The sequence below is a fragment of the Aurantimonas sp. DM33-3 genome, assembly GCF_014334315.1.
Taxonomy (GTDB): domain Bacteria; phylum Pseudomonadota; class Alphaproteobacteria; order Rhizobiales; family Rhizobiaceae; genus Aurantimonas; species Aurantimonas coralicida.
This window is the reverse complement of record NZ_JACSGS010000010.1, coordinates 22,083-41,948: the sequence shown is the minus strand read 5'-3', so window position 1 is coordinate 41,948 and position 19,866 is coordinate 22,083. Positions and strand designations below refer to the sequence as shown.

Here is a 19,866-nt window from a genome sequence, read left to right as displayed (position 1 = left end):
CTTGAGAGCCGTCAGCCGAACCGCGCTTCCTTGCGCTCTTCGCTGGTCGGCGCGGGTTTGGTTTCCTTCGGCGGATCAACTGCTTCGGGCTTGCGCGGTTCCGCCGGCTTCGTCGCATCCGTGCCTGCCGGCTGGGTCGCCGCTCCGCCAATTCCGCCGCTGTTCGCCGCCGGGGGCGTGGCCGGCTTGGCCGGTTCGGACGCCGCCGGCTTGGCCGGCGCAGGCGTTGCGGCAGGCACGGCCGCCGGTGCCGCCGACGCGGGCGTTTTCGCCTCGGCACCGATCGTCTTTGCAGGACCGTGATCGGCCTCGCCATCATGCGCGTCGATCATCGGACCGTCGCCATCGCCGATCCGCTCGACCGGCACCTTCCATTCGAAGGCGTCGAGACGTCCGGTGACCGGCGAGATCGGCGCCCAGTTGCGCGACACGACGCCTTCGGCCGTCCAGGCCGGATCGCGCGGCGCGCGGATGGCCCGTCCGAGCCACTCGCGCACCCGGCCGACTTCGCCGGTCTGCGCTTCCTCGATATCGGCGAGCAGCAGATAGGTGCTCTCGCGCGGCTCGGCATCCGCCGCAGCCATTGCGGATTTGCGGGCCAGATCGAATTCGCCGGCATCGAGCGCCGCCCGCGCCAGGCACATCTCGGCTTCGGCGCCGCTGTGCAGACCATGCAGCTTGCGGGCCCGCTTCAGCCGATCCTCGGGCGAATCGCCCGGCCGGGCATGCACATAGGCTTCGGCGATGTCGGGATGCGGCTGGCTGATCCAGCTCGTCTCCAGCACCTTCGAGCCCCGGCGCAGATCGCCCAGGCGGAACAGCGCCTCGGCCGCGACGAGGGCCGCAGGCGGCAGGTCGGGCGCGAGCTTCTGCGCTTCCAGCCCGGCGGTCTTCGCCCCCGCCGGATCGCGCTCCGACAGCGTCATGGCCTTGGCGGTCAGAAGCACCGCGCGCATCCGCTTGGATTCGTCGCGATCGACCAGCCGGGTGTTCTTCTGGGCTTCCAGGATGGCGAGTGCCCCGTCCCAGTCGCCGGCAAGGCACTTCGATTCCAGCACGGCACCGCCCGCCCAGGGCACATGCGGCGCAATCCGCACGGCGCGCTCGGCATAATGGCGGGCGGCGGATTCGTCGCCGACGCGCTCGGCTTCGAGGAACAGGCCGCGCAGGGCGAGAAGCCGGGTCTCCGGATCACGCTCCATCTGCTCGAAGGCCGAGCGGGCCCGCGCGTGATCGCCCTCGATCATCGCCGTCTGGGCGTCGAGGAAGCGGATCAGCGGCTCGCGGCGCGTGCCGAGCAGCTTGTCGCTGCGCTTGGTCATGCGGCGGGCGAGCACGGCGTCGCCGGCGCCGGCGGCGATGATGCCGCTCGACAGGGCCTTGTAGCCACGGTCGCGCCGGCTCGTGCTCCACCAATTGCCGATGGCGCCGGGCGTCTTGAAGAAGGCCCGCACCAGCCAGACGACGAGCAGCACGGCGAAGATCAGGACACCGAGGCCGATGAGGAAGACCATCAGGCTGGTGGCGACCTGCTGGCCCTGCCAGACGAAGGTGACGCTTCCCGGATTGTCGGCCAGCCAGGCAAAACCAATGCCGGCGGCCAGAACGACGAGAAGGAAGGCGAGGATTCGCAGCATGTCTGTTCCTTAGCCCTGATTGTCCTGGGCAGCCGGCTGGGCCGGCGCCGTGGCCGACGCGAGCGCGTCGGCGATGACCCGGTCGGCGGTCTGCCGGGCTTCGACCTGGTCGGCGAAATCCTGACTGGCCTCCTTGGCCGCGTCGGGGAGCGTCTGCCACTCGGCGGTCCAGGCGGCCAGATCGCCCGCGCCGATGGCGGCGTCGAGCCGTGCCAGGCTTTCGTTCGGTCCGCCTTCGCCGGGCTCTGCCGAGGCCGACGGCTCGACCGGCCGCACCTGCACCAGCGAGCGCAGGCCGGAGAGGAGCTGGTCGCCCACCGGCGCATCCGGCGCAACCGGTGTCAGCTGGCTGGCGATGCGGTCCTCGACCTCGGGCCAGCGTGTCGCCAGCTCGCGCTCGGTCGGCACGCCGTCCGCCGCAAGGGCCCGCAACTCCTCGGTCGCACCCTCGCCGCCGGCGATTTGTGCGTAGTTCTCGAGCTGCTGCATGAACGGCCCACCCGCATCGATGGCGGCCTTCAGATTGGCCGCGGCGAAGGCCTTGGACGCCTGCAGGTTGCGCGCTTCGACGGTGGCGATCCGGCTGTCGAAGCCGGAAATCGTCTCGTTGATGGCAGCAATGCCCTCCTGCGCGCTGGCAGCCGTCGCCTGCGCGTCGCTCGCCGCCTTGGCGGCGGCATCGGCGCTCGACTGGGCCGCATTCGCCGTTTCCTGCGCGGCGCTGGCGGTCTGGCCGGCCTGATCGGCGGCCTGCTGGGCCGCAGTCGCAGTCTGGGTCGCCCCTTCCGCGGCCGTGCGGGCGGCCTCGGCTGCCTGTGCAGCGCTGTCGTCCGCCGGTGCGGCGGCAGCCTGTTCGAGCGCATCGACGCGGCCCGTCAGGGCCTGCGTGTCCGCACCATCACCGGCCGGCGTCGCCGGCAGCGCCGCGAACTGCTCGCGCAGGGCCGCCACTTCGCCGTCCAGATCCTGCAGCGCGCTCTGGCTGGCGTAGCTTTCGCCGGTGGTCTGCTCGCTGGCGCCGAAATTCGGCAGATAGCCGGCCGACTGCAGCGCGGCGCCGCCCACCAGGGCGATGACCGCGCCGACAAGGCCTGCCGCCGCCGCACCGCCGAAGCCGAGCCCGGAGGACCGGTCGGTGGCCACCGATGTCGTCGTGCGCCCCGTTGATGGACCCGTAGTGCCGGTCGTGCGCGACGCTGCGCTCGTGCTGGAACTGCCGGACGAGGGCGTCGTGGACCCCGTTGCGGCGGACGCTGGCTTGCTGCCGGCAGCCGGGGTGCCCGTCGTGGCTGGCGTTGCCGATGCCGGCCGCGAAGCGCCCGTGGTCGAACCGGTGCCGCCCGAACCCGTCGAGGCGGGCTTGCCGGCGGTTGCAGCCGATGCGGTTGCCGACGCCGGAGTGGATGTCGGCTTGGCAGGCGAGCTGCCGGTGGTCGCGGACCCACCGCTCGCGGAGGATTGCGCCGAACCGGAAGCGGCGGACGTTGATGCGGTCGCACCGCTGGACGCCGCAGGCTTCGATGCGTCCTTGCCCGCGGTCGCCGCCGGAGTCCCGGTCGTCGATGCCGTCGTCGGCGTTGCGGTCCCACTGCCCGTTGCCGGCGTTGCCGGCTTCGCGGCCGTGCCGGTCGCTGCCGGGGACGCGGTCGTGCTGGATGGCTTGGCGGTCGTTGCGGAGGAGGCCGGCGCGGTGGCCGGTTTCGCGTCGCTCGGCTTGGCGCCGGTCGCGGCGCTGGCCGCCCCCGTCGTGGCAGCGGTCGTTGCCCCGGCGGAGCCGGTCTTGTCGGAGGCCTTCGGATCGCCGACGGGCTTGGCGACCGGCGACGACGTCGCTGCCGTTGCCGGCTTCGACGGCTCGGCCTTGGCCGAACCGGTCCCGGCCGTACCCGATGCCGTCGCATCGCCGATCTTGGGCTCGCTCGCACCGCGGCTCGAGGTGTACTTCACCTCGCTCTTCGCCGTGCTGGCGGACGCCGTGGGCGCAGCGCCCGCCTTCGGCGCCGTCTTGCCATCCTTCGATGCGTCGGTCGGGCCGGCGGGCTTGGCAGAGGCCGTCGCGCCAGTGTCGTCGTTGTTCTTGTCGGTCACCGGTTCGTTCTTTTCCGCCTTGAGATCGATCGTCTGGCCGCGCGTCTTGCTCGGCCTTGAGCGCCGGGGACGGTTGGTCATCGAAACTGCTCCATTCTCACCGGGCTTGGCAGGGATATCGGGTCGATTTCCGCACCGCACGCATTCACGCTATTCGTCCTTCATTCGCACGGGCCGCGCAAGCGCCGCATCAGACCTGACCCTTCAACTAGGTTAGTCGAGCCGTTCGAAAAGCGAGGCAAGCCGGGTGTCGTCAGATAGGCGTACCGTTTCGGCGAGATTTGCAGGCAAAGCCGCGGCAATTCGCGCCGAGAGCGCCAGGATCCTGGGCGCCGGCTGGAAGAGATCGGGACAGGTCGCGACCATCTCGCCATAGGCTGTCGCCTGCCCGGCCGACAAAAGCAGCACCGCGTCGGGCGGCCCGTCATGCAGGACAGCCGCGACGGCGCTCCGCTCCGGGCGATGGGCCATTGTTTCGTAGACCTCCCAGACGCGGCAGCCGATTCCCGCCGCCGTCAGCGCCGTTTCCAGCGTCCCCGTGCGCGGCCGCCCCGCGGCATAGAGGACGGTCGCTGTTTCATCGAACCCTGCGTCCCGGGCCAGCCGGGCCATGTCGCCTGCCTCCCCCGCGGCATCCCGCACATCGGTGAAGCCCGCCGCCAGCAGCGCCGAGCCGGTCCGCTCGCCGACCGCGAAGACCGGGCGCCCGTCGCCCGGAAACGCCTTCGCCAGGGCGGGCACCGCGCGCATGCTGGTCGCGGCAAGGGCGCCGAAGTCGCCCGTCGGAGCGGGGCCGTCGATCGTCCGCATCGATTCCACCGGCAGAACGAGCGGCCGATGGCCACGCTTGGCGAGCGCCTCGGCCGTCTGCACGGCCGCGTCCGCCGCGCGCAGGATCAGCACCCGGGCCATGGCCAGCCGCGCCGCGTCAGGCGCCCCAGCCGTCGAAGAAGCCCGGCCCCGCCGCGTCCAGAACGTCGCGGCCGGCCAGCCGGCCCAGCGCTTCGGCATCCGCGGCGATGCCGGTGCGCCGGGTCTCGTGCATCCGGCTGCCGTCCGGCGTCAGGATCATGCCGTGCAGGGTGACCGTGCCGTCCTCGGCCAACACCGCATGGGCGGCGATCGGCGTGCGGCAGGACCCGTCGAGTTCGGCGAGAAAGGCCCGCTCGGCGGTCAGCGCCACCGTCGTCCGCGGGTCGGCGATCGCCGCCACGAGGCCGTGCACCCGCTCGTCGCCGATCCGGTTCTGGATGCAGATCGCCCCCTGTCCCGGCGCCGGCAGGAAACGCTCGACCTCGAGGATCTCGGTCGCCACGTCCTGCATCGCCATGCGGTTGAGCCCGGCCAGCGCCAGCAGCGTGGCGTCCACCTGGCCCTCTTCCAGCTTGCGCAGCCGGCTCTGCACGTTACCCCGGAAGGTAATCACCTTCAGATCCGGGCGCATCCGCTTCAGGAGCGACTGGCGGCGCAGCGAGGCCGAGCCGATGGTCGCCCCGTGCGGCAGTTCGTCGATGGTCGCCGCCGTGCGGCCGATGAAGGCGTCGCGGACATCCTCGCGCGGCAGATAGGCCGAGACCTCCAGCCCCTCCGGCGAGGCGGTGGCCATGTCCTTGGACGAATGCGCCGCGATATCGATGCGCCCGTCGATCAGCGCCGCCTCGATCTCCTTGGTGAACAGCCCCTTGCCGCCGACTTCCGACAGCGGCCGGTCGAGAATGCGGTCGCCCGTGGTCGAAATCACCTCGATCTCGAAGGCCTCCTCCGGCAGATCGTGCGCCGCCATCAGGCGGGCGCGCACCTCGCTCGCCTGCGCCTTGGCAAGCTGGCTGCCGCGCGTGCCGATCCGGATGATGTCGCTGGCCATGGTCTGTCCCGTCAGTTCGCTTTGCATGTCGTGGGCTCGTTCATAGGGCGGCGGACCGCCCACCGGAACCGTCCGGGCCGGAATTTCAACCGCCGCCGACCGGTTTCGAGCGGCGATCGACGGTGGCGGGACGCGCGCCGATCGCCTATGTCGGCACCACGCCATTACCGCCCGGACCGAACGTGACGCCTGCCAATCCGCCCCGCCCCCTGATCCTCGGCATCGAGACGAGCTGCGACGAGACCGCCGCGTCGGTCGTCGGGCGCGACGATGCGGGCGCGCCGGTGATCCTGTCCAACGTGGTGCTGAGCCAGGTCGAGGAACATGCCGCCTTCGGCGGTGTCGTGCCGGAGATCGCCGCGCGGGCCCATGTCGAGGCGCTGGACGGCATCGTGAAGGCGGCGATGGACGAGGCCGGCATCGGTTTCGACGAGTTGTCCGCCGTCGCGGCGACCACCGGCCCCGGCCTTGTCGGCGGGCTGATCGTCGGTGCCATGACCGGCAAGGCGATCGCCGCCGCGCGCCGGCTGCCATTCCTGGCGATCAATCATCTCGAAGGCCACGCCTTGACGCCGCGCCTGACCGACCGCCTCGCCTATCCTTACCTGCTGTTGCTGGTCTCCGGCGGCCATAGCCAGATCGTGCTGGTGCGCGGGCTCGGCGCCTATGAGCGCTGGGGCACGACCATCGACGACGCGCTGGGCGAGGCCTTCGACAAGACCGCCAAGCTGCTCGGCCTGCCCAATCCCGGCGGGCCGCATGTCGAGCGGCGCGCGGCGGCGGGCGACCCGAAGCGCTTCGCCCTGCCGCGCCCGATGAAGGGCAATCCGCGGCTGGACTTCTCCTTCTCCGGCCTGAAGACGGCGCTGCGCATGGCGGCCCAGGCCGCCGCGCCGCTGTCGCCGGCCGATGTCGACGATCTGTGCGCCGGTTTCCAGGCCGCCGCCGCCGACAGCCTGGCCGACCGGGTCGGCCGCGCCCTGACGCAGTTCCGCGAGCGTTTCCCCGATCTCGCCGATCCGGTACTGGCGGTGGCCGGCGGCGTTGCCGCCAACCGGGCGATCCGCACCGCGCTCGAGGCCGAGACCGCACGGACCGGCGTTCGGCTGGTCGCCCCGCCGCTGACGCTGTGCACCGACAATGCGGCGATGATCGCCTATGCCGGGCTGGAGCGTTTCGAGGCCGGCATGGTCGATGGCCTGGATGCGCCGGTACGCTCGCGCTGGCCGCTGGACGGGGATTCGGCGCCGATGATCGGCTTCGGCCGACGGGGAGCCAAGGCATGAGCCATTTCGCCATCGTCGGCGGCGGCGCCTGGGGTACGGCGCTGGGCTGCCTCTATGCCCGGGCCGGCCACGCGCCGCGGATCCTGGCCCGCGACGCAGAAACCGTCGCCGCCATCAACGGGAGCCGGCGCAACCCGCGCTATCTGCCCGACACGCCGTTGCCGGAGGGCCTCATCGCCACCACGGAGCCGGCCGAAGCCCTCGCCGGCGCCCGCACCATCCTCTTCGTCGTGCCGGCCCAGAGCCTGCGCACCGTCGCCGCCGATCTTGCCCCCCACATTGCCGACGATGCGCTGGCGATCCTCTGCTCCAAGGGCATCGAGCGCGAGACCGGCCGCTTTGCCACCGATGTTCTGGCCGAGGTGCTGCCGGGCCGCCCCCTCGCCGTCCTCTCCGGCCCGAGCTTTGCCGCCGACGTGGCGCGCGGCCTGCCGACCGCCGTGACCATTGCGGCCGAAACAGAAGAGGCCGCCGACGCGGCGGCGCGGCGTCTGTCGACAGACACCTTTCGCGGCTATGCCACCGCCGACATGCGCGGCGTCGAGGCGGGCGGCGCGTTGAAGAACGTCCTGGCGCTGGCCGCCGGCGCGGTCGCCGGCCGCGGCCTCGGTGCCTCCGCCCAGGCCGCCATCGTGACCCGCGGCTTCGTCGAGCTGCGCCGTCTGGGCGCGGCACTCGGCGGCCGCCCGGACACGCTGATGGGCCTCTCCGGCCTCGGCGATCTGGTGCTGACCTGCTCCAGCGCCCAGTCGCGCAATTTCGCCTATGGCATGGCCCTCGGCCGCGGCGACGACCGCGCCGGGCTGAAGCTCGCCGAGGGCGTGTTCACCGCCGAGATCGCCGCCCGCCTGGCGCAGGAACACCGCATCGACGCGCCGATCATCGCCACCGTCGCCGCCATTCTCGCCGGCCAGCTCGACATCGACGCGGCGATCGAGGCCCTGCTCGCCCGCCCCCTGAAGCGGGAAACCGTTTGAACCCGCGGCACCGGGCTGTCGCTCGCGTGCCGTTTTCCTGACCCACCAGACAAGGATCACCCGATGCTCTTTGCCATTCTCTGCGACGACAAGCCGGACAGCCTGCAGCTGCGCCTCGACACCCGCGCCGACCATCTGGCGTTCCTGCACGGTCTCGGCGACGGGCTGAAATTCGCCGGCCCGTTCCTCGGCCCCGACGACAAGCCCTGCGGCAGTCTGGTGGTGATCGAGGCGGACTCGCTGGACGCGGCCAGGGCGACCGCGGCGAAGGATCCCTATGCACTGGCCGGGCTCTTCGCCAAGGTCGATGTCCGCCCCTGGAACTGGGCCATCAAGAACCCGGCAGCGACGGCATGAGCGAGGGCATGCGCTACTGGCTGTTCAAGTCCGAGCCGTTCAAATGGTCCTTCGACCATCAGAAGAAGGCCGGCGACAAGGGGCAGGAGTGGGACGGGGTCCGCAACTACCAGGCCCGCAACTTCATGCGCGAGATGAAGGTCGGCGACCGCGGCTTCTTCTACCATTCCAACGAGGGCAAGGCCGTCGTCGGGATCGTCGAGGTGATCGCCGAGGCGCATCCCGATTCCACCGCCAAGGATGGCAAGTGGGAGTGCGTAGACATCAAGGCGGTGATGGACGTGCCCAATCCGGTGACACTCGATGCGGTGAAGGCCGAGCCGGCGCTCAAGGACATGGTGCTGGTCAACAATTCCCGTCTGTCGGTGCAGCCGGTCGAGCCGGACGAGTTCCGCACCGTCTGCGAGATGGGTGGGCTCGATCCCGCCAGGGCCATGGGCAAATAGCCGCAGAGACGGCGCAACGGTGCTGTCGCGGGAACGGAGCCGCGCCATGAACATTTCCGGAACAACACAATCTTCGGAGACATGTCATGGATACTGCCAACGCCAAGGTCGACACCGGCTCGAATACCGAGAAGGACCCCGAAACCTGGACGACGGGCGGCGAGCCCATGACCGGGGCACAGGGGTCCTATCTCAAGACGCTCTGCGAGGAGACGGGACATCCCTTCGACGAGACGCTGAGCAAGGCCGATGCGTCGATCCTCATCGACAAGCTGCGCGCCGAAAGCGACCGCGTGAAGAACGAAGCCTGATCGGTTTCCTTAAAGACGGTGCGGGCCGCTTCGGCGGCTCCGCCCTTTCACCGCCCGTGCAGCCCGGCGCTGCGGCATGAAGGATCGCATCGTCCCCGCCGACGCCGAGCGCTTCATCCGCGCCAACACGGCGATCCTCGCCCCGCCCCATGTCCCCGAGATCCGGCTCCATCTCGCCGACGAGGCGCATGATCTGTGGCTGAAGACCGAGGCGGAACTGGACGCGATCGGCCTGCCGCCGCCCTTCTGGGCCTTTGCCTGGGCCGGCGGACAGGCGCTCGCCCGCCATGTTCTGGACCGTCCCGAGCTCGTGCGGGGCAGGCGCGTCGCCGACTTTGCGACCGGGTCCGGCCTCGTCGCCATCGCCGCGGCGCGTGCCGGCGCGGCCGCCGTCACCGGCTACGACATCGACCCGTTCTGTGCCGCCGCGATCCGCCTCAACACCGCCCTCAACGAAACCCCGGTCGGCTTCAAGGCGCACGACATCATCGGCGAGATCCCGCAGGCCGACATCCTGCTTGCCGGCGATGTCTTCTTCGACGCGGACATGGCCCGGCGGATCGCGCCGTGGTTCGACCGGCTGAGCGCCGAGGGCATCACTATTCTCGTCGGCGATCCGGGCCGGGCCTATCTGCCGGCCGATCGCGTCAGCCGGCTGGCGACCTACGAAGTGCCGGTCACCCGGGCCCTGGAGGACGCCGAAATCAAGCGCACCAATGTCTGGCGGTGGACGGGCGCCTGATCGACAGGCGTCCGTCCTTCGCATGATTCCCGGGCCGTCAGCGGCGGGAGATCGGGACCCGGCTCAGGCCGTGGCCTGCCGGCCCCGCTTGGTCAGCCGCACCGGGATCGACTTGGCGGCCGGCACATGGGCCCGCCTGGAATGGTGCCACAGCGGCAGCAGGGCGTTCAGCTCCGGGTAATAGCCGCCGCAATTGCCCTTCGGCATCGCCCAGGCATGGACCCGATAATCCTCGACCTTGCGAACGATCCCGTCGTCCGTATGGGTCTGGACATCGACGCGGTCGTCGTTCCGAAGACCCAGCCGCTGCATGTCCTCCTCGTTCATCAGGATGACCATGCGGGTGCCGAACACCCCGCGCAGACGGTCGTCATAGCCGTAGATCGTCGTGTTGAACTGATCGTTCGAGCGCAGGGTGATCAGCTTCAGGACATCGGCGCTGGTGGTGTCGATGTCCGGGTCGACGTCGAAGGTGTCCGGGGTGAGGAAATTCGCCTTGCCGGATTCCGTGCGCCATTCGCGATAGGAGGCGCCGATGTCGCGGTGGAACCCGCCGGGCGTGCCCATGCGCTTGTTGAAGTCGCGGAAATCGGTCGGATAGGCCCGCTCGATCGCGTCGCGGACCTTGGCGTAGTCGCCGACCCATTCATCCCACGGCACGGTCGATTTGCCCGGCACCAGCGCCTTGGCGAGTTCGGCGACGATCTTGGGCTCCGACAGGAGCTCGCGCGACGCCGGCTCGCGGTGTCCGAAGGAGGCATGGATGCAGGCGGTGGAATCCTCCATGGAAACCGTCTGCGGCCCGCTCGCCTGCGTATCGCGCTCGATCCGGCCGATGCAGGGCAGGATGTAGTTGATCTCCGCCGTCAGCAGGTGATTGCGGTTCAGCTTGGTGGAGATCTGGACATTGAGGCGCATGCGCCGCCAGGCATTCTCCATCCGGGCCGTGTCGGGAATGGCGCGTGAGAAATTGCCGCCCAGCGCCACGAAGGCCTTCACCGATCCGTCGAGAATGCCCTCGCAGGTTCCGATCGTGTCGAGACCGTCCTCCTTCGGGACGGTGAAGCCGTAGAACTCCTCGAACTTCTCCACCGGGATCAGCTTCAGCTTCTCGGTGATGCCGACGGTGCGCTGGCCCTGCACGTTGGAATGGCCGCGGATCGGCGAGATGCCGGCGCCCGGCTTGCCCATCATGCCGCGCATCAGGAGCAGGTTGACCAGCATCTGCACGTTCTCGATGCCGTGCCGGTGCTGGGTGAGGCCCATGCCGTAATTGCCGATGACCTTCTCGGCCTTCGCGTAGACCCGGCCGACATGCTCAAGCTCGTCCCGCGGCAGGCCGGAGCAGCGTACGATCTCGTCCCAGTCCGCCTGCCGCACGAAGCGCTCGAACTCGTCGAAGCCGTGGCAGTGCGTCTCGATGAAATCGACGTCGAGCACCCGCGGCCGGCCGGTCTCCCGGGCCGCGTCGTCGAGGGCGAAGACCGCCTTGGCGATGCCGGTCATCGCCGCGATGTCGCCGCCGCCGCGCACCTGGTAATAGTCGCTCGACATCTTGGTCCCCTCGTCGGGGGACAGCATCTCGGTCGGCGATTGCGGGTTCTTGAAGCGCATCAGGCCGCGCTCCAGCACCGGATTGAAGGTGATCACCGGCGCCCCGCGCTTGCGCGCCTCCTGCACCCAGTGCAGCAGCCGCGGCGCATTGGTGCCGGTGTTGTGACCGAAGAAAAACATCATGTCGCACTGGTCGAAATCGTCCAGCGTGACCGTGCCCACCGGCGAGCCGATCGATTCCGGCAGGCCAACCGAGGTGGATTCGTGGCACATGTTGGAGGAATCGGGCAGGTTGTTGGACCCGTAGATCCGCGCCATCAGCTGCCACATATGCGAGGTCTCGAGCGCGGCGCGGCCCGAGACGTAGAACACCGCCGATTTCGGATCGATGCCGTTGAGCTCAGCTGCAATCTCGCGGAAGGCGTCCTCCCATTTCACCGGCACATACTGGTCGAGCGTGCGGTCGTAGCGCATCGGGGTCGTCAGCCGGCCCTGCTTTTCCAGATCGTGGTCCGTCCACTCCAGAAGCTCGCTCACCGTATGTTTTGCGAAGAACTCGCGGTCGCAACGCTTCGGCGTCGTTTCCCAGATCGTCGCCTTGGCGCCGTTCTCGCAATATTCGAAGGTATGCGGCTCGGCCGGCTTGGCCCAGGAGCACGAGACGCATTGATAGCCGTCGGCCTTGTTCTGCTTCTGCAGGGTCGCCCACAGGGTGGACGCCAGCATGCCCTCGTCCTTGGCGTGGGACAGGAGCGACTTGACCGAGCCCCAGCCACCGGTCGGCTGATCGTATTGTTCGATGGTCGGATTGTCGGTGTTTTCGCTGCGTTCCATGTCCGTCTCCATGCAACCTGTCAGGAGAGCTCAGGAGCCACTCCCGGCAAACCGTAAGCCTGACGGGTCAACTCCGCAGGCTCGCACGCGGTTGCATGTGACGAATTGTCGGGCCGCTGGAGACCGCAGCGCGTCAGCGCTGCACCACCAGCCTGGCCCCGCGCCTCAGATACGGCGCCAGCCGCAGCATGTCGGCCGGCGCCACCGCAACGCAGCCCTGCGTCGGCGGATAGCCGGGCTTGGCGACATGCAGGAAGATCGCGCTGCCGCGGCCCCGGCCGCGCTGCCGGATGTTCCAGTCGAGCACCACGACGAAATTGTAGAGCCGGTCGGCGCGCGCCATCCGCTCGGCGCTCGCAGGAAACGGCAGCCGGACATGGCGATTGTAGGCCGCGTGGTCGGGCGCGTCGCACCACCCGTCCACATCGGGCCGGATCCGCCGGATCGGCAGCGGCGCGGCCGGGCGCGCCATCCGGCCCGGCCGGTGCCAGGCCGACAGCACGTCCATCGCGGCGACCGGCGTCGCGCCGTCGCCTTCGCGCTTGAAGATCGTCGTGCCCGAGCGGCCGAGCGCGCAAGGCAGGCGCAAGGGTCCGGCACACAGGATGCCGCGACGGGGATTGCCGGGCGCGCGCCGGACCATCAGCACCGGTTTTTTTGGAATCATTCGCAACTGGACCATGACACGGCGGGAAAACCGCCTATGTCTATCACGAATTGTTACAGCCGCGAGCCGCTCCGTCGGCGCGACGGCAGAGAAAACCGGGCGACGATATCGCATGAGCGTACGCAGCATTCTCATCGTCGATGACGACACCGATCTTCGGCAGACCCTGGCCGACCAGCTCTCCCTCCACGAGGAGTTCACGGTCCTGCAGGAGCCCGACGCGACCAAGGGCATCAATGCCGCGCGGGCCGGGCTGATCGACCTCGTGGTGATGGATGTCGGCCTGCCGGACATGGACGGCCGCGAGGCGGTGAAGGTCCTGCGCAAGACCGGCTTCAAGGCGCCGATCATCATCCTGACCGGCCAGGACACCGACGCCGACACCATTCTCGGCCTCGAGGCGGGGGCGAACGACTACGTCACCAAGCCGTTCCGCTTCGCCGTGCTGCTCGCCCGCATCCGCGCCCAGCTGCGCCAGCACGAGAACAGCGAGGACGCCACCTTCCAGGTCGGGCCCTACATCTTCAAGCCCAGCCAGAAGGTGCTTCTCGACGACAAGGGCGGCAAGATCCGCCTGACCGAGAAGGAGACGGCGATCATCCGCTATCTCTACCGCGCCGACCGCCGGGTGATCACCCGCGACGTGCTGCTGGAGGAGGTCTGGGGCTACAATTCCGGAGTCACCACCCACACGCTGGAGACCCATGTCTACCGGCTGCGCCAGAAGATCGAGGCGGACCCGTCCAGTGCGCGGATCCTGATCACCGAATCCGGCGGCTACAAGCTCGTCCCCTGATGCTGGCCGCCCGGAAAGCTGCGGATGAGCGCCGCCTGCCGGCCGGAAGCGGCCGGTCGTGAGTTTCCATCAATTCGCCGCTCCCGTATAACCATTCGCTAACGCTCCCTTGGCGGGCGAACAGGTCCGGCTGCGCCGGGCAACGAAACGACGGGCAGCCAGAGCTGCGACGGTACTGGTCAACGGGCCGCCGCGAACCCGGCAGGAGATCGGTGCGCCGACCAGATGAGTCTCGAAAGCGACATCGCCGTCCTGCGCAACGTGCCCCTGTTCGAGGATCTGCATGCCGACCAGTTGCGGCTGCTGGCCTTCGGCGCCGAGCGTCGGCGGCTGCACCGCGACGAGTTCGTGTTCCGCGAGGATGCCCGCTCCGACGCCGGTCTGGTCATCGTCTCGGGCGAGATCGCGCTCCTGCGGGGCCGGCCCGAGCGTCAGATCGTCGTCGGTACCTACGGGCCTGGCACGCTTCTCGGCGAAATGGCCCTGATCACCGAGACCCGGCGCCCGACCAGCGCCCGCACGCTGACCGACTGCGAACTGATCCGCATCACCCGGCCGCTGTTCCGGCGCATGCTGGAAGAGTATCCCGACTACGCCGCCGGCCTGCACGCCAAGCTGAAGGCCCGGCTTGCAGAAATGACCGGCGACATCCTCGCCATGGAACACCGCTTCACCAGCTGAAACCGGGCCGCGCCCTTGAGGGGGCGCCCCCGGTCTTCAGGCGATGTCGAAGCTCGCCAGCACCGGGACGTGGTCGGAGGGCCGCTCCCAGCTGCGTGCGGCGCTCATCACGTCGATCGTGGTCAGGGCCGGCGCGAGATCCTGCGATCCCCAGATATGGTCGAGGCGCCGGCCGCGATTGGACGCCGCCCAGTCCTTGGAACGGTAGCTCCACCAGGTGAACAGCTGCTCCTCCATCGGCACGTGATGGCGCATCAGGTCCGTCCAGCGCCCGTCGGCCTGCGCCCGCAGCAGCCCCTCGCATTCGATCGGCGTATGCGACACCACCTTCAGAAGCTGCTTGTGCGACCAGACGTCGGTCTCGAAGGGGGCGATGTTGAGATCGCCGACGAGCAGCGAGGAGACGCCCGGCTCGGCCTCGGCGCTGATCAGCCGCATCTCCTCGATGAAGTCGAGCTTGTGCTTGAACTTGACGTTGACCTCCGGATTCGGCTCGTCACCTCCCGCCGGCACATAGAAATTGTGCACCCGCAGCCGCCGCCCGCCGATGCTCAGCCGCGTCGACAGGTGGCGCGCATCGCCGATCTGGCAGAAATCCTGGCGCACGATGTCGTCGAAGGGCTGCTTCGAGACCGTGGCGACGCCGTGATAGCCCTTCTGGCCATGGATCGCGATGTGCTCGTAACCGAGCGCCTTGAAGGCCTTTTCCGGAAACTGGTCGTTCGGGCACTTGGTCTCCTGCAGGCACAGGATATCCGGCTGCCGCTCTTCCAGGAGCCGCTGCACCAGAGGCATGCGCAGGCGCACCGAATTGATGTTCCAGGTCGCGATGGTGAAGGGCATGGGCAGTTCCGGCGAAAACACGATGGGGCTCCCGCTTAGGCGGCCTGCCGGCACCGTTCAAGTCTCGCCCGCTCACGCAACCGGCGCCGCACGAGGCGGCGCCGATCCAATACGGTATGGCTAAGGAGCCGACGGCCGGCACAGTCCTGCCGCCGTGCCGCTGCCCCACTCCGACCGAAGGCCGGTCAGCGGACCTGCTGGACGACCTTGCAGAGCGCCACGAGACCGCGATCGAAGGCGTTCGGATCGGCCATGATGCCGGCGCAGCGGCGGACCATCGCCGTCTGCTCCGACCGCGACATGCCCTCGAAGGCCGCATAATAGCGCGCCTCCTCTCCGTCGAAGCCCTGCGCGGCACCTGGATTGGGGATCTGCGGGCTGGTCGGCGCGGGCACGGCGGTGCCGCCCGGCTGTTGCGGCGTGCCGCCGATGGAGACGCGGCCGTTCGTGCCGATGCCGTTCTGGCCGCCGAGGGAGGCCGAAACGCCCGCATCGGCGCCGCTGCCGCCGCCGACCGACGCTCCGACACCGGCATTCACGCCATTGTTGCCGCCAACCGAGGCCCCCGCACCAGCGTTGACGCCATTGCCTCCGCCAACCGATGCGCCGGCGCCCGCGCCGACACCGCCGCCGTCATGGCCTCCGGCCGAGGCGCCAGCCCCGGCACTGATGCCGCCACCGACCGACGCGCCCACGCCGGCACTGACCCCGCCGACGGAGGCGCCGACGCCCGCGCCGATCTGCGCCAGTGCGGGCGATGCCACCGCAAGCGCCGATCCGATAAGAAGAGTAGAAAGGATGATCCGAGGTGTTGCTGCACTCATGACTGCCTCCTTTTCTCGTGACTGCCGAACAGCAGTCGTCGATCGGTTAAGCAGTCGGAGGCCGGATCGTTTCAGGCCGCCCATCTTGCGTTAAGCTTTTGATTAACGGCGGGTAACCATGAAAAACCTGTTTCGAGCAAGATATTGCGCTGCGATACGCAGCGCGATGCCGGTCCCGGCGCCGCGGGATCGTGCTCGCGGCCGCCGAAGCGGGAACCGGCGAAGCGCCGCAGGCGCCGGCCTTGCCAGCCCCGCGACGCGGGCCGCGTCAGTTGCCGGTCTGGCCCTGGGCGATCGCGGTATAGGGGATCTTGAACGTCGATTCGGCGATGTCGCCGCCATGCTTGACGTTGTAGATCATCACCGTGGTGTCCTTGCCCTGCTGGTCGCGGATCGTCCACTGCTTGAGCTCGTAGCTCTTCGGATCGAACATCAGCGTGATGCGCGAATTGCCGAAGATCGAGCTGTCGCCCATGACGATGGTCGTCAGGTCCGGCTCTTCCTTGACGCTCTGGATATTCGCCTGGGAGAGGTCGATCCGCCGGTCGAGCAGGAGCTTCAGCGGCGTCTTCGACAGCGGATAGGTGTCCCAGGTGTTCAGCTTCTTGTTGTTGATCGCCACGGTGGAACCGTCGGCGATCACCCGCAGCGGCTGCTGGGTGTAGTCGAAGCGCACCTTGCCCGGCTTCTCGATATAGAACTTGCCCTCGGTCTGCCGGCCGTTCGGATCGAACTGCACGAAGTCGCCGTGCATCGAGGGGATGCCCGCGAAATGATCGGCGATCTGCTGGGCGCCGGCCTGCGCCGCGGCAGGACCGGCCGCCATCGGACCGCAGACCGCGGCGACGGCAAGCGTCGCAGCCAGGGCGCGGGTCGTGGCGAAGCGGGAGATGATGTCGAATGTCTTGGCCATGGTGATGGATACTTCCCTTGTTCCGAAGTCCGCCCTTCGTCTCATGCGGGGGATATAGGGCCCCGGAGCCGTTTCGGCGCGGGGGCCCTTCCTTGGACGTCAGTCTGGGGGAGCAATGGGGCACGCGTGCGGCGCACTGTCGACCTTTCGCGCGCCCATCCGGACGATCACATGCGGTCGTCTTCGGTGGGCACCAGGATCTCGCGCTTGCCGGCATGGTTGGCCGCCCCGACGACGCCCTCGCGCTCCATCCGCTCGATGATCGAGGCGGCGCGGTTGTAGCCGATCGACAGCCGCCGCTGGACGTAGGAGGTCGAGGCCTTGCCGTCGCGCAGGACGATCGCCACCGCCTGGTCGTAGAGGTCGGCCCCTTCGTCCGGCTCGCCGCCGCCCGAACCGCCGCCGGAGCCACCGTCGCCGCCATCTTCCTCGTCCTCCTCGAGGATCGAGTCGAGATAGTCCGGCACGCCCTGGCTCTTCAGGTGATTGACGATGTCCTCCACCTCGGCGTCGTCGACGAACGGGCCGTGGACGCGCTGGGTGCGGCCGCCGCCGGCCATGAACAGCATGTCGCCCATGCCCAGAAGCTGCTCGGCGCCCTGCTCCTGCAGGATGGTGCGCGAGTCGATCTTCGAGGTCACCTGGAAGGAGATACGGGTCGGGAAGTTGGCCTTGATCGTGCCGGTGATGACGTCGACCGACGGGCGCTGGGTCGCCATGATGACGTGGATGCCGGCGGCGCGGGCCATCTGTGCCAGGCGCTGCACCGTGCCCTCGATGTCCTTGCCCGCGACCATCATCAGGTCGGCCATCTCGTCGATGATGACGACGATGTAGGGCAGCGGCGACAGGTCGAATTCCTCGGTCTCGAAGATCGGCTCGCCGGTCTCGCGGTCGAAGCCGGTCTGGACCGTGCGCGAGATCGTCTCGCCCTTCTCCATGGCGGCCTTCACCCGGGCATTGAAGCCGTCGATGTTGCGCACACCGACCTTGGACATCTTGCGATAGCGGTCCTCCATCTCGCGGACGGTCCACTTCAGCGCGACAACGGCCTTCTTCGGGTCGGTGACCACCGGGGCCAAGAGATGCGGGATGCCGTCATAGATCGACAGTTCCAGCATCTTCGGGTCGATCATGATCAGCCGGCACTCGGCCGGGGTCATCCGGTAGAGCAGCGACAGGATCATGGTGTTGATCGACACCGACTTGCCCGAACCGGTGGTACCGGCAACCAGGAGATGCGGCATCTTGGCGAGGTCGGCGATCACCGGCTCGCCGCCGATGGTCTTGCCCAGCGCCAGCGGCAGCTTGGCCTTGTTCTGGATGAACGCGTCGGAGCCGATCATCTCGCGGAAATAGACCGTGTCGCGGCGCTGGTTCGGCAGTTCGATGCCGATGGCGTTCTTGCCCGGGATGACGGCGACGCGGGCGGCGATGGCGCTCATCGAGCGGGCGATGTCGTCCGACAGGCCGATGACGCGCGACGACTTGATGCCGGGTGCCGGCTCCAGTTCGTAGAGGGTGACGACCGGGCCCGGACGGACCTCGATGATCTCGCCCTTGACGCCGAAATCCTCCAGCACGCCTTCGAGCAGGCGGGCATTCTCCTGCAGCGCCTCGGGCGACAGCGAGCTGTCGCGGCTGCGCGGCTTGGGCGGCGTCAGGAATTCGATCGACGGCAGCTCGAAGCGCACCGGGTCGGCGACCGTGGTGACCGGCTTCAGGGCCGTGGCGCGGCCGGAGCCGGTGCGCAGGCGCTGCTGTTCGGCGGTGACGGTGGCCTGCGGCACGACGCGCACGCCGGCATCGGGCTGCGGGGCTGCGGCGCGCTGCGGCGGCCGGGCGGGTGCGCCCTGCCCTTCGGCACGGCCGCGTGGCTCGCTGCGCGGCGCTTCGGCGGCCGGCGCCTTGCGGCCCGGGAAGGCGACGATGTTGCCGGCCAGAAGCCCGCGCCAGCCGCCGTTCTCCTCGGGGATCGGTGCGGCGTTGGGCGACACGCGGTCGGCGGGGCCGACCACCATGGCATCGTCGTCGAGGGCCGGCTGCGGCTCGTCGAAGCTGCCGTCATAGGCCGCCTGCTCGTCGCCATAGGGCACGTCATCCTGCCAGTTGCCGGCATCGGTCATGCCGTCATCCTCGGGATAATCCGCCATCGGGTCGTGATAGCCGGCGCCGGTCTCGGCCTGCGCGGCGACGCGAATCTCGCGCCCGCTCTGCATCTGCGGCTGCTGCGCGGCCTGCGGCGTCGCGAAGTCGTCGTCCTGCCAGTCGTCGAAGCGGTCGCCGAATTCCGCCGGCTCGCGCGCCGCGCGCCGAGCTTCGAGGTGACGCTGCACCGAAGAACGGACCGAATAGGCGGTATGGGCCAAAGCGCCGATGGCCAGCGCCACGCGGCTTTCGCCGGCCTCCTCGTCCTCATCCTCGACGGGACGGCGGCGAGTATCGGCCACGGGCCTGGCGCGGTTGCGATCGATCAGCCCGGCGCCGTTGAGGAACAGCCAGCCGGCCGGCGCGGCGATCATCACCGCGAAGACGAAGCCGAGAAAGCCGCTCGGATAGGCGCCGGTGGCCAGCGCCGGGAATTTCAGCACGATGTCGCCGGCCACGCCCCCAAGCCCGATCGGCAGCGGCCAGCCGGCCGGGGCCGGCAGGCAGCCGAGGGCCGCCGAGGCCAGAACGATACCGGCCAGCGCATACCAGGCGCGGCGCCAGATATGGTCGACGGACAGGCCGGACAGGAACAGAAGGCCCCAGATCGCCGGCAGCGCGACGAGCAGCGCCGCGCCCAGGCCAAAGATCTGCATGGCGAGATCGGCGACCACGGCGCCGGCCGGACCGGCCCAGTTCTCGACCATGTTCTGGTTCGACTGGCTCAGCGACGGATCGCTGACCGTCCAGGTGGCGCAGGCGACGCCCAGATAGGCCGCCAGGCCGATCAGACCTGCCGCACCGCAGAGTTCGGCCTGCCGCCGGATGAAGGAAGTTTGGCTGTCGCCACTCGCCGTCGATGCCATCGTGTCCTGCCTGTCTCGTCGTCGCGGACCGG

Annotated in this window: 19 protein-coding genes; 9 read left to right on the top strand and 10 right to left on the bottom strand. The window is 69.2% G+C overall.

Features of this window, described 5'->3' with window-relative positions; translation table 11 throughout:
- Positions 1–11: 11 nt before the first annotated feature.
- Together H9Q09_RS14320 and H9Q09_RS14315 are read right to left on the bottom strand one after the other, a co-directional pair.
- The gene (locus H9Q09_RS14320; RefSeq protein WP_187391592.1) at positions 12–1,637 is read right to left on the bottom strand and encodes a heme biosynthesis protein HemY; all 1,626 of its coding nucleotides are present in this window, start codon (positions 1,635–1,637) and stop codon (positions 12–14) included.
- A gap of 9 nt (positions 1,638–1,646) precedes the next feature.
- On the bottom strand, positions 1,647–2,780 hold the full coding sequence (locus H9Q09_RS14315; RefSeq protein ID WP_187391591.1) for a hypothetical protein: 1,134 nt from the start codon (positions 2,778–2,780) through the stop codon (positions 1,647–1,649).
- On the opposite strand from H9Q09_RS14315, the gene H9Q09_RS14310 reads away from it, so the two are divergent.
- Positions 2,773–3,942: a hypothetical protein gene (locus H9Q09_RS14310; RefSeq protein ID WP_187391590.1), complete on the top strand. Its 1,170-nt coding sequence runs from the start codon at positions 2,773–2,775 to the stop codon at positions 3,940–3,942. The genes H9Q09_RS14315 and H9Q09_RS14310 overlap by 8 nt on opposite strands.
- Here the strand turns inward: H9Q09_RS14310 and H9Q09_RS14305 are convergent.
- Together H9Q09_RS14305 and hemC are read right to left on the bottom strand one after the other, a co-directional pair.
- Positions 3,939–4,637, bottom strand: a complete 699-nt coding sequence (locus tag H9Q09_RS14305) for a uroporphyrinogen-III synthase (RefSeq protein ID WP_187391589.1) — start codon at positions 4,635–4,637, stop codon at positions 3,939–3,941. The two genes, H9Q09_RS14310 and H9Q09_RS14305, sit on opposite strands and share 4 nt — an antisense overlap.
- A 16-nt stretch (positions 4,638–4,653) precedes the next feature.
- The gene (hemC, locus tag H9Q09_RS14300) at positions 4,654–5,589 is read right to left on the bottom strand and encodes a hydroxymethylbilane synthase (RefSeq protein ID WP_187391683.1); all 936 of its coding nucleotides are present in this window, start codon (positions 5,587–5,589) and stop codon (positions 4,654–4,656) included.
- A gap of 209 nt (positions 5,590–5,798) precedes the next feature.
- On the opposite strand from hemC, the gene tsaD reads away from it, so the two are divergent.
- The 6 genes from tsaD (at position 5,799) to H9Q09_RS14270 (ending at position 9,708) form a co-directional block, all read left to right on the top strand.
- A complete protein-coding gene (gene tsaD, locus H9Q09_RS14295; RefSeq protein WP_187391682.1) occupies positions 5,799–6,875 on the top strand; it encodes a tRNA (adenosine(37)-N6)-threonylcarbamoyltransferase complex transferase subunit TsaD in 1,077 nt (358 codons plus the stop codon).
- Positions 6,872–7,852, top strand: a complete 981-nt coding sequence (locus H9Q09_RS14290; RefSeq protein WP_187391588.1) for an NAD(P)H-dependent glycerol-3-phosphate dehydrogenase — start codon at positions 6,872–6,874, stop codon at positions 7,850–7,852. Before tsaD ends, H9Q09_RS14290 begins: the two co-directional genes overlap by 4 nt.
- Before the next feature lie 63 nt (positions 7,853–7,915).
- Entirely contained in the window at positions 7,916–8,209 is a 294-nt protein-coding gene (locus H9Q09_RS14285) for a YciI-like protein (protein ID WP_187391587.1), read from the top strand.
- Between the two features lie 8 nt (positions 8,210–8,217).
- The gene (locus H9Q09_RS14280; protein ID WP_187391681.1) at positions 8,218–8,655 is read left to right on the top strand and encodes an EVE domain-containing protein; all 438 of its coding nucleotides are present in this window, start codon (positions 8,218–8,220) and stop codon (positions 8,653–8,655) included.
- Between the two features lie 86 nt (positions 8,656–8,741).
- Positions 8,742–8,966 carry a DUF3072 domain-containing protein gene (locus H9Q09_RS14275; protein ID WP_024351926.1) on the top strand — a complete coding sequence of 75 codons (225 nt, stop codon included), beginning with the start codon at positions 8,742–8,744 and terminating at the stop codon, positions 8,964–8,966.
- Positions 8,967–9,042: 76 nt separating this feature from the next.
- Positions 9,043–9,708, top strand: a complete 666-nt coding sequence (locus H9Q09_RS14270; RefSeq protein WP_187391586.1) for a methyltransferase — start codon at positions 9,043–9,045, stop codon at positions 9,706–9,708.
- Positions 9,709–9,771: 63 nt separating this feature from the next.
- Here H9Q09_RS14270 and H9Q09_RS14265 read toward each other — a convergent pair whose 3' ends face one another.
- Complete coding sequence (locus H9Q09_RS14265; protein WP_187391585.1) at positions 9,772–12,096, bottom strand: FdhF/YdeP family oxidoreductase; 2,325 nt, start codon at positions 12,094–12,096, stop codon at positions 9,772–9,774.
- Between the two features lie 133 nt (positions 12,097–12,229).
- The gene (locus H9Q09_RS14260) at positions 12,230–12,763 is read right to left on the bottom strand and encodes a L,D-transpeptidase family protein (RefSeq protein WP_187391584.1); all 534 of its coding nucleotides are present in this window, start codon (positions 12,761–12,763) and stop codon (positions 12,230–12,232) included.
- Between the two features lie 112 nt (positions 12,764–12,875).
- Between H9Q09_RS14260 and H9Q09_RS14255 the strand changes: the two genes are divergently transcribed.
- Together H9Q09_RS14255 and H9Q09_RS14250 are read left to right on the top strand one after the other, a co-directional pair.
- Entirely contained in the window at positions 12,876–13,559 is a 684-nt protein-coding gene (locus H9Q09_RS14255; protein ID WP_009211447.1) for a response regulator transcription factor, read from the top strand.
- 225 nt (positions 13,560–13,784) lie between these two features.
- Positions 13,785–14,240, top strand: a complete 456-nt coding sequence (locus H9Q09_RS14250; protein ID WP_024351930.1) for a cyclic nucleotide-binding domain-containing protein — start codon at positions 13,785–13,787, stop codon at positions 14,238–14,240.
- A gap of 36 nt (positions 14,241–14,276) precedes the next feature.
- Here H9Q09_RS14250 and H9Q09_RS14245 read toward each other — a convergent pair whose 3' ends face one another.
- The 4 genes from H9Q09_RS14245 to H9Q09_RS14230 all read right to left on the bottom strand — a co-directional run bounded on the left by H9Q09_RS14245 (position 14,277) and on the right by H9Q09_RS14230 (position 19,834).
- Complete coding sequence (locus H9Q09_RS14245) at positions 14,277–15,083, bottom strand: exodeoxyribonuclease III (protein ID WP_187391583.1); 807 nt, start codon at positions 15,081–15,083, stop codon at positions 14,277–14,279.
- A 185-nt stretch (positions 15,084–15,268) separates the two neighbouring features.
- On the bottom strand, positions 15,269–15,907 hold the full coding sequence (locus H9Q09_RS14240) for a hypothetical protein (RefSeq protein WP_187391582.1): 639 nt from the start codon (positions 15,905–15,907) through the stop codon (positions 15,269–15,271).
- Positions 15,908–16,175: 268 nt separating this feature from the next.
- Complete coding sequence (locus tag H9Q09_RS14235) at positions 16,176–16,820, bottom strand: outer-membrane lipoprotein carrier protein LolA (protein WP_024351933.1); 645 nt, start codon at positions 16,818–16,820, stop codon at positions 16,176–16,178.
- Between the two features lie 167 nt (positions 16,821–16,987).
- Complete coding sequence (locus tag H9Q09_RS14230; protein ID WP_187391581.1) at positions 16,988–19,834, bottom strand: DNA translocase FtsK; 2,847 nt, start codon at positions 19,832–19,834, stop codon at positions 16,988–16,990.
- Between the last annotated feature and the right edge of the window lie 32 nt (positions 19,835–19,866).

Coding starts and splice junctions, on each gene's coding strand:
- H9Q09_RS14320 (WP_187391592.1), bottom strand. CDS start 1,637: ATGCTGCGAATCCTCGCCTTCCTTCTCGTCGTTCTGGCCGCCGGCATT.
- H9Q09_RS14305 (WP_187391589.1), bottom strand. CDS start 4,637: ATGGCCCGGGTGCTGATCCTGCGCGCGGCGGACGCGGCCGTGCAGACG.
- hemC (WP_187391683.1), bottom strand. CDS start 5,589: ATGGCCAGCGACATCATCCGGATCGGCACGCGCGGCAGCCAGCTTGCC.
- H9Q09_RS14290 (WP_187391588.1), top strand. CDS start 6,872: ATGAGCCATTTCGCCATCGTCGGCGGCGGCGCCTGGGGTACGGCGCTG.
- H9Q09_RS14285 (WP_187391587.1), top strand. CDS start 7,916: ATGCTCTTTGCCATTCTCTGCGACGACAAGCCGGACAGCCTGCAGCTG.
- H9Q09_RS14280 (WP_187391681.1), top strand. CDS start 8,218: ATGCGCTACTGGCTGTTCAAGTCCGAGCCGTTCAAATGGTCCTTCGAC.
- H9Q09_RS14275 (WP_024351926.1), top strand. CDS start 8,742: ATGGATACTGCCAACGCCAAGGTCGACACCGGCTCGAATACCGAGAAG.
- H9Q09_RS14270 (WP_187391586.1), top strand. CDS start 9,043: ATGAAGGATCGCATCGTCCCCGCCGACGCCGAGCGCTTCATCCGCGCC.
- H9Q09_RS14265 (WP_187391585.1), bottom strand. CDS start 12,096: ATGGAACGCAGCGAAAACACCGACAATCCGACCATCGAACAATACGAT.
- H9Q09_RS14260 (WP_187391584.1), bottom strand. CDS start 12,763: ATGATTCCAAAAAAACCGGTGCTGATGGTCCGGCGCGCGCCCGGCAAT.
- H9Q09_RS14255 (WP_009211447.1), top strand. CDS start 12,876: ATGAGCGTACGCAGCATTCTCATCGTCGATGACGACACCGATCTTCGG.
- H9Q09_RS14250 (WP_024351930.1), top strand. CDS start 13,785: ATGAGTCTCGAAAGCGACATCGCCGTCCTGCGCAACGTGCCCCTGTTC.
- H9Q09_RS14245 (WP_187391583.1), bottom strand. CDS start 15,083: ATGCCCTTCACCATCGCGACCTGGAACATCAATTCGGTGCGCCTGCGC.
- H9Q09_RS14240 (WP_187391582.1), bottom strand. CDS start 15,907: ATGAGTGCAGCAACACCTCGGATCATCCTTTCTACTCTTCTTATCGGA.
- H9Q09_RS14235 (WP_024351933.1), bottom strand. CDS start 16,820: ATGGCCAAGACATTCGACATCATCTCCCGCTTCGCCACGACCCGCGCC.
- H9Q09_RS14230 (WP_187391581.1), bottom strand. CDS start 19,834: ATGGCATCGACGGCGAGTGGCGACAGCCAAACTTCCTTCATCCGGCGG.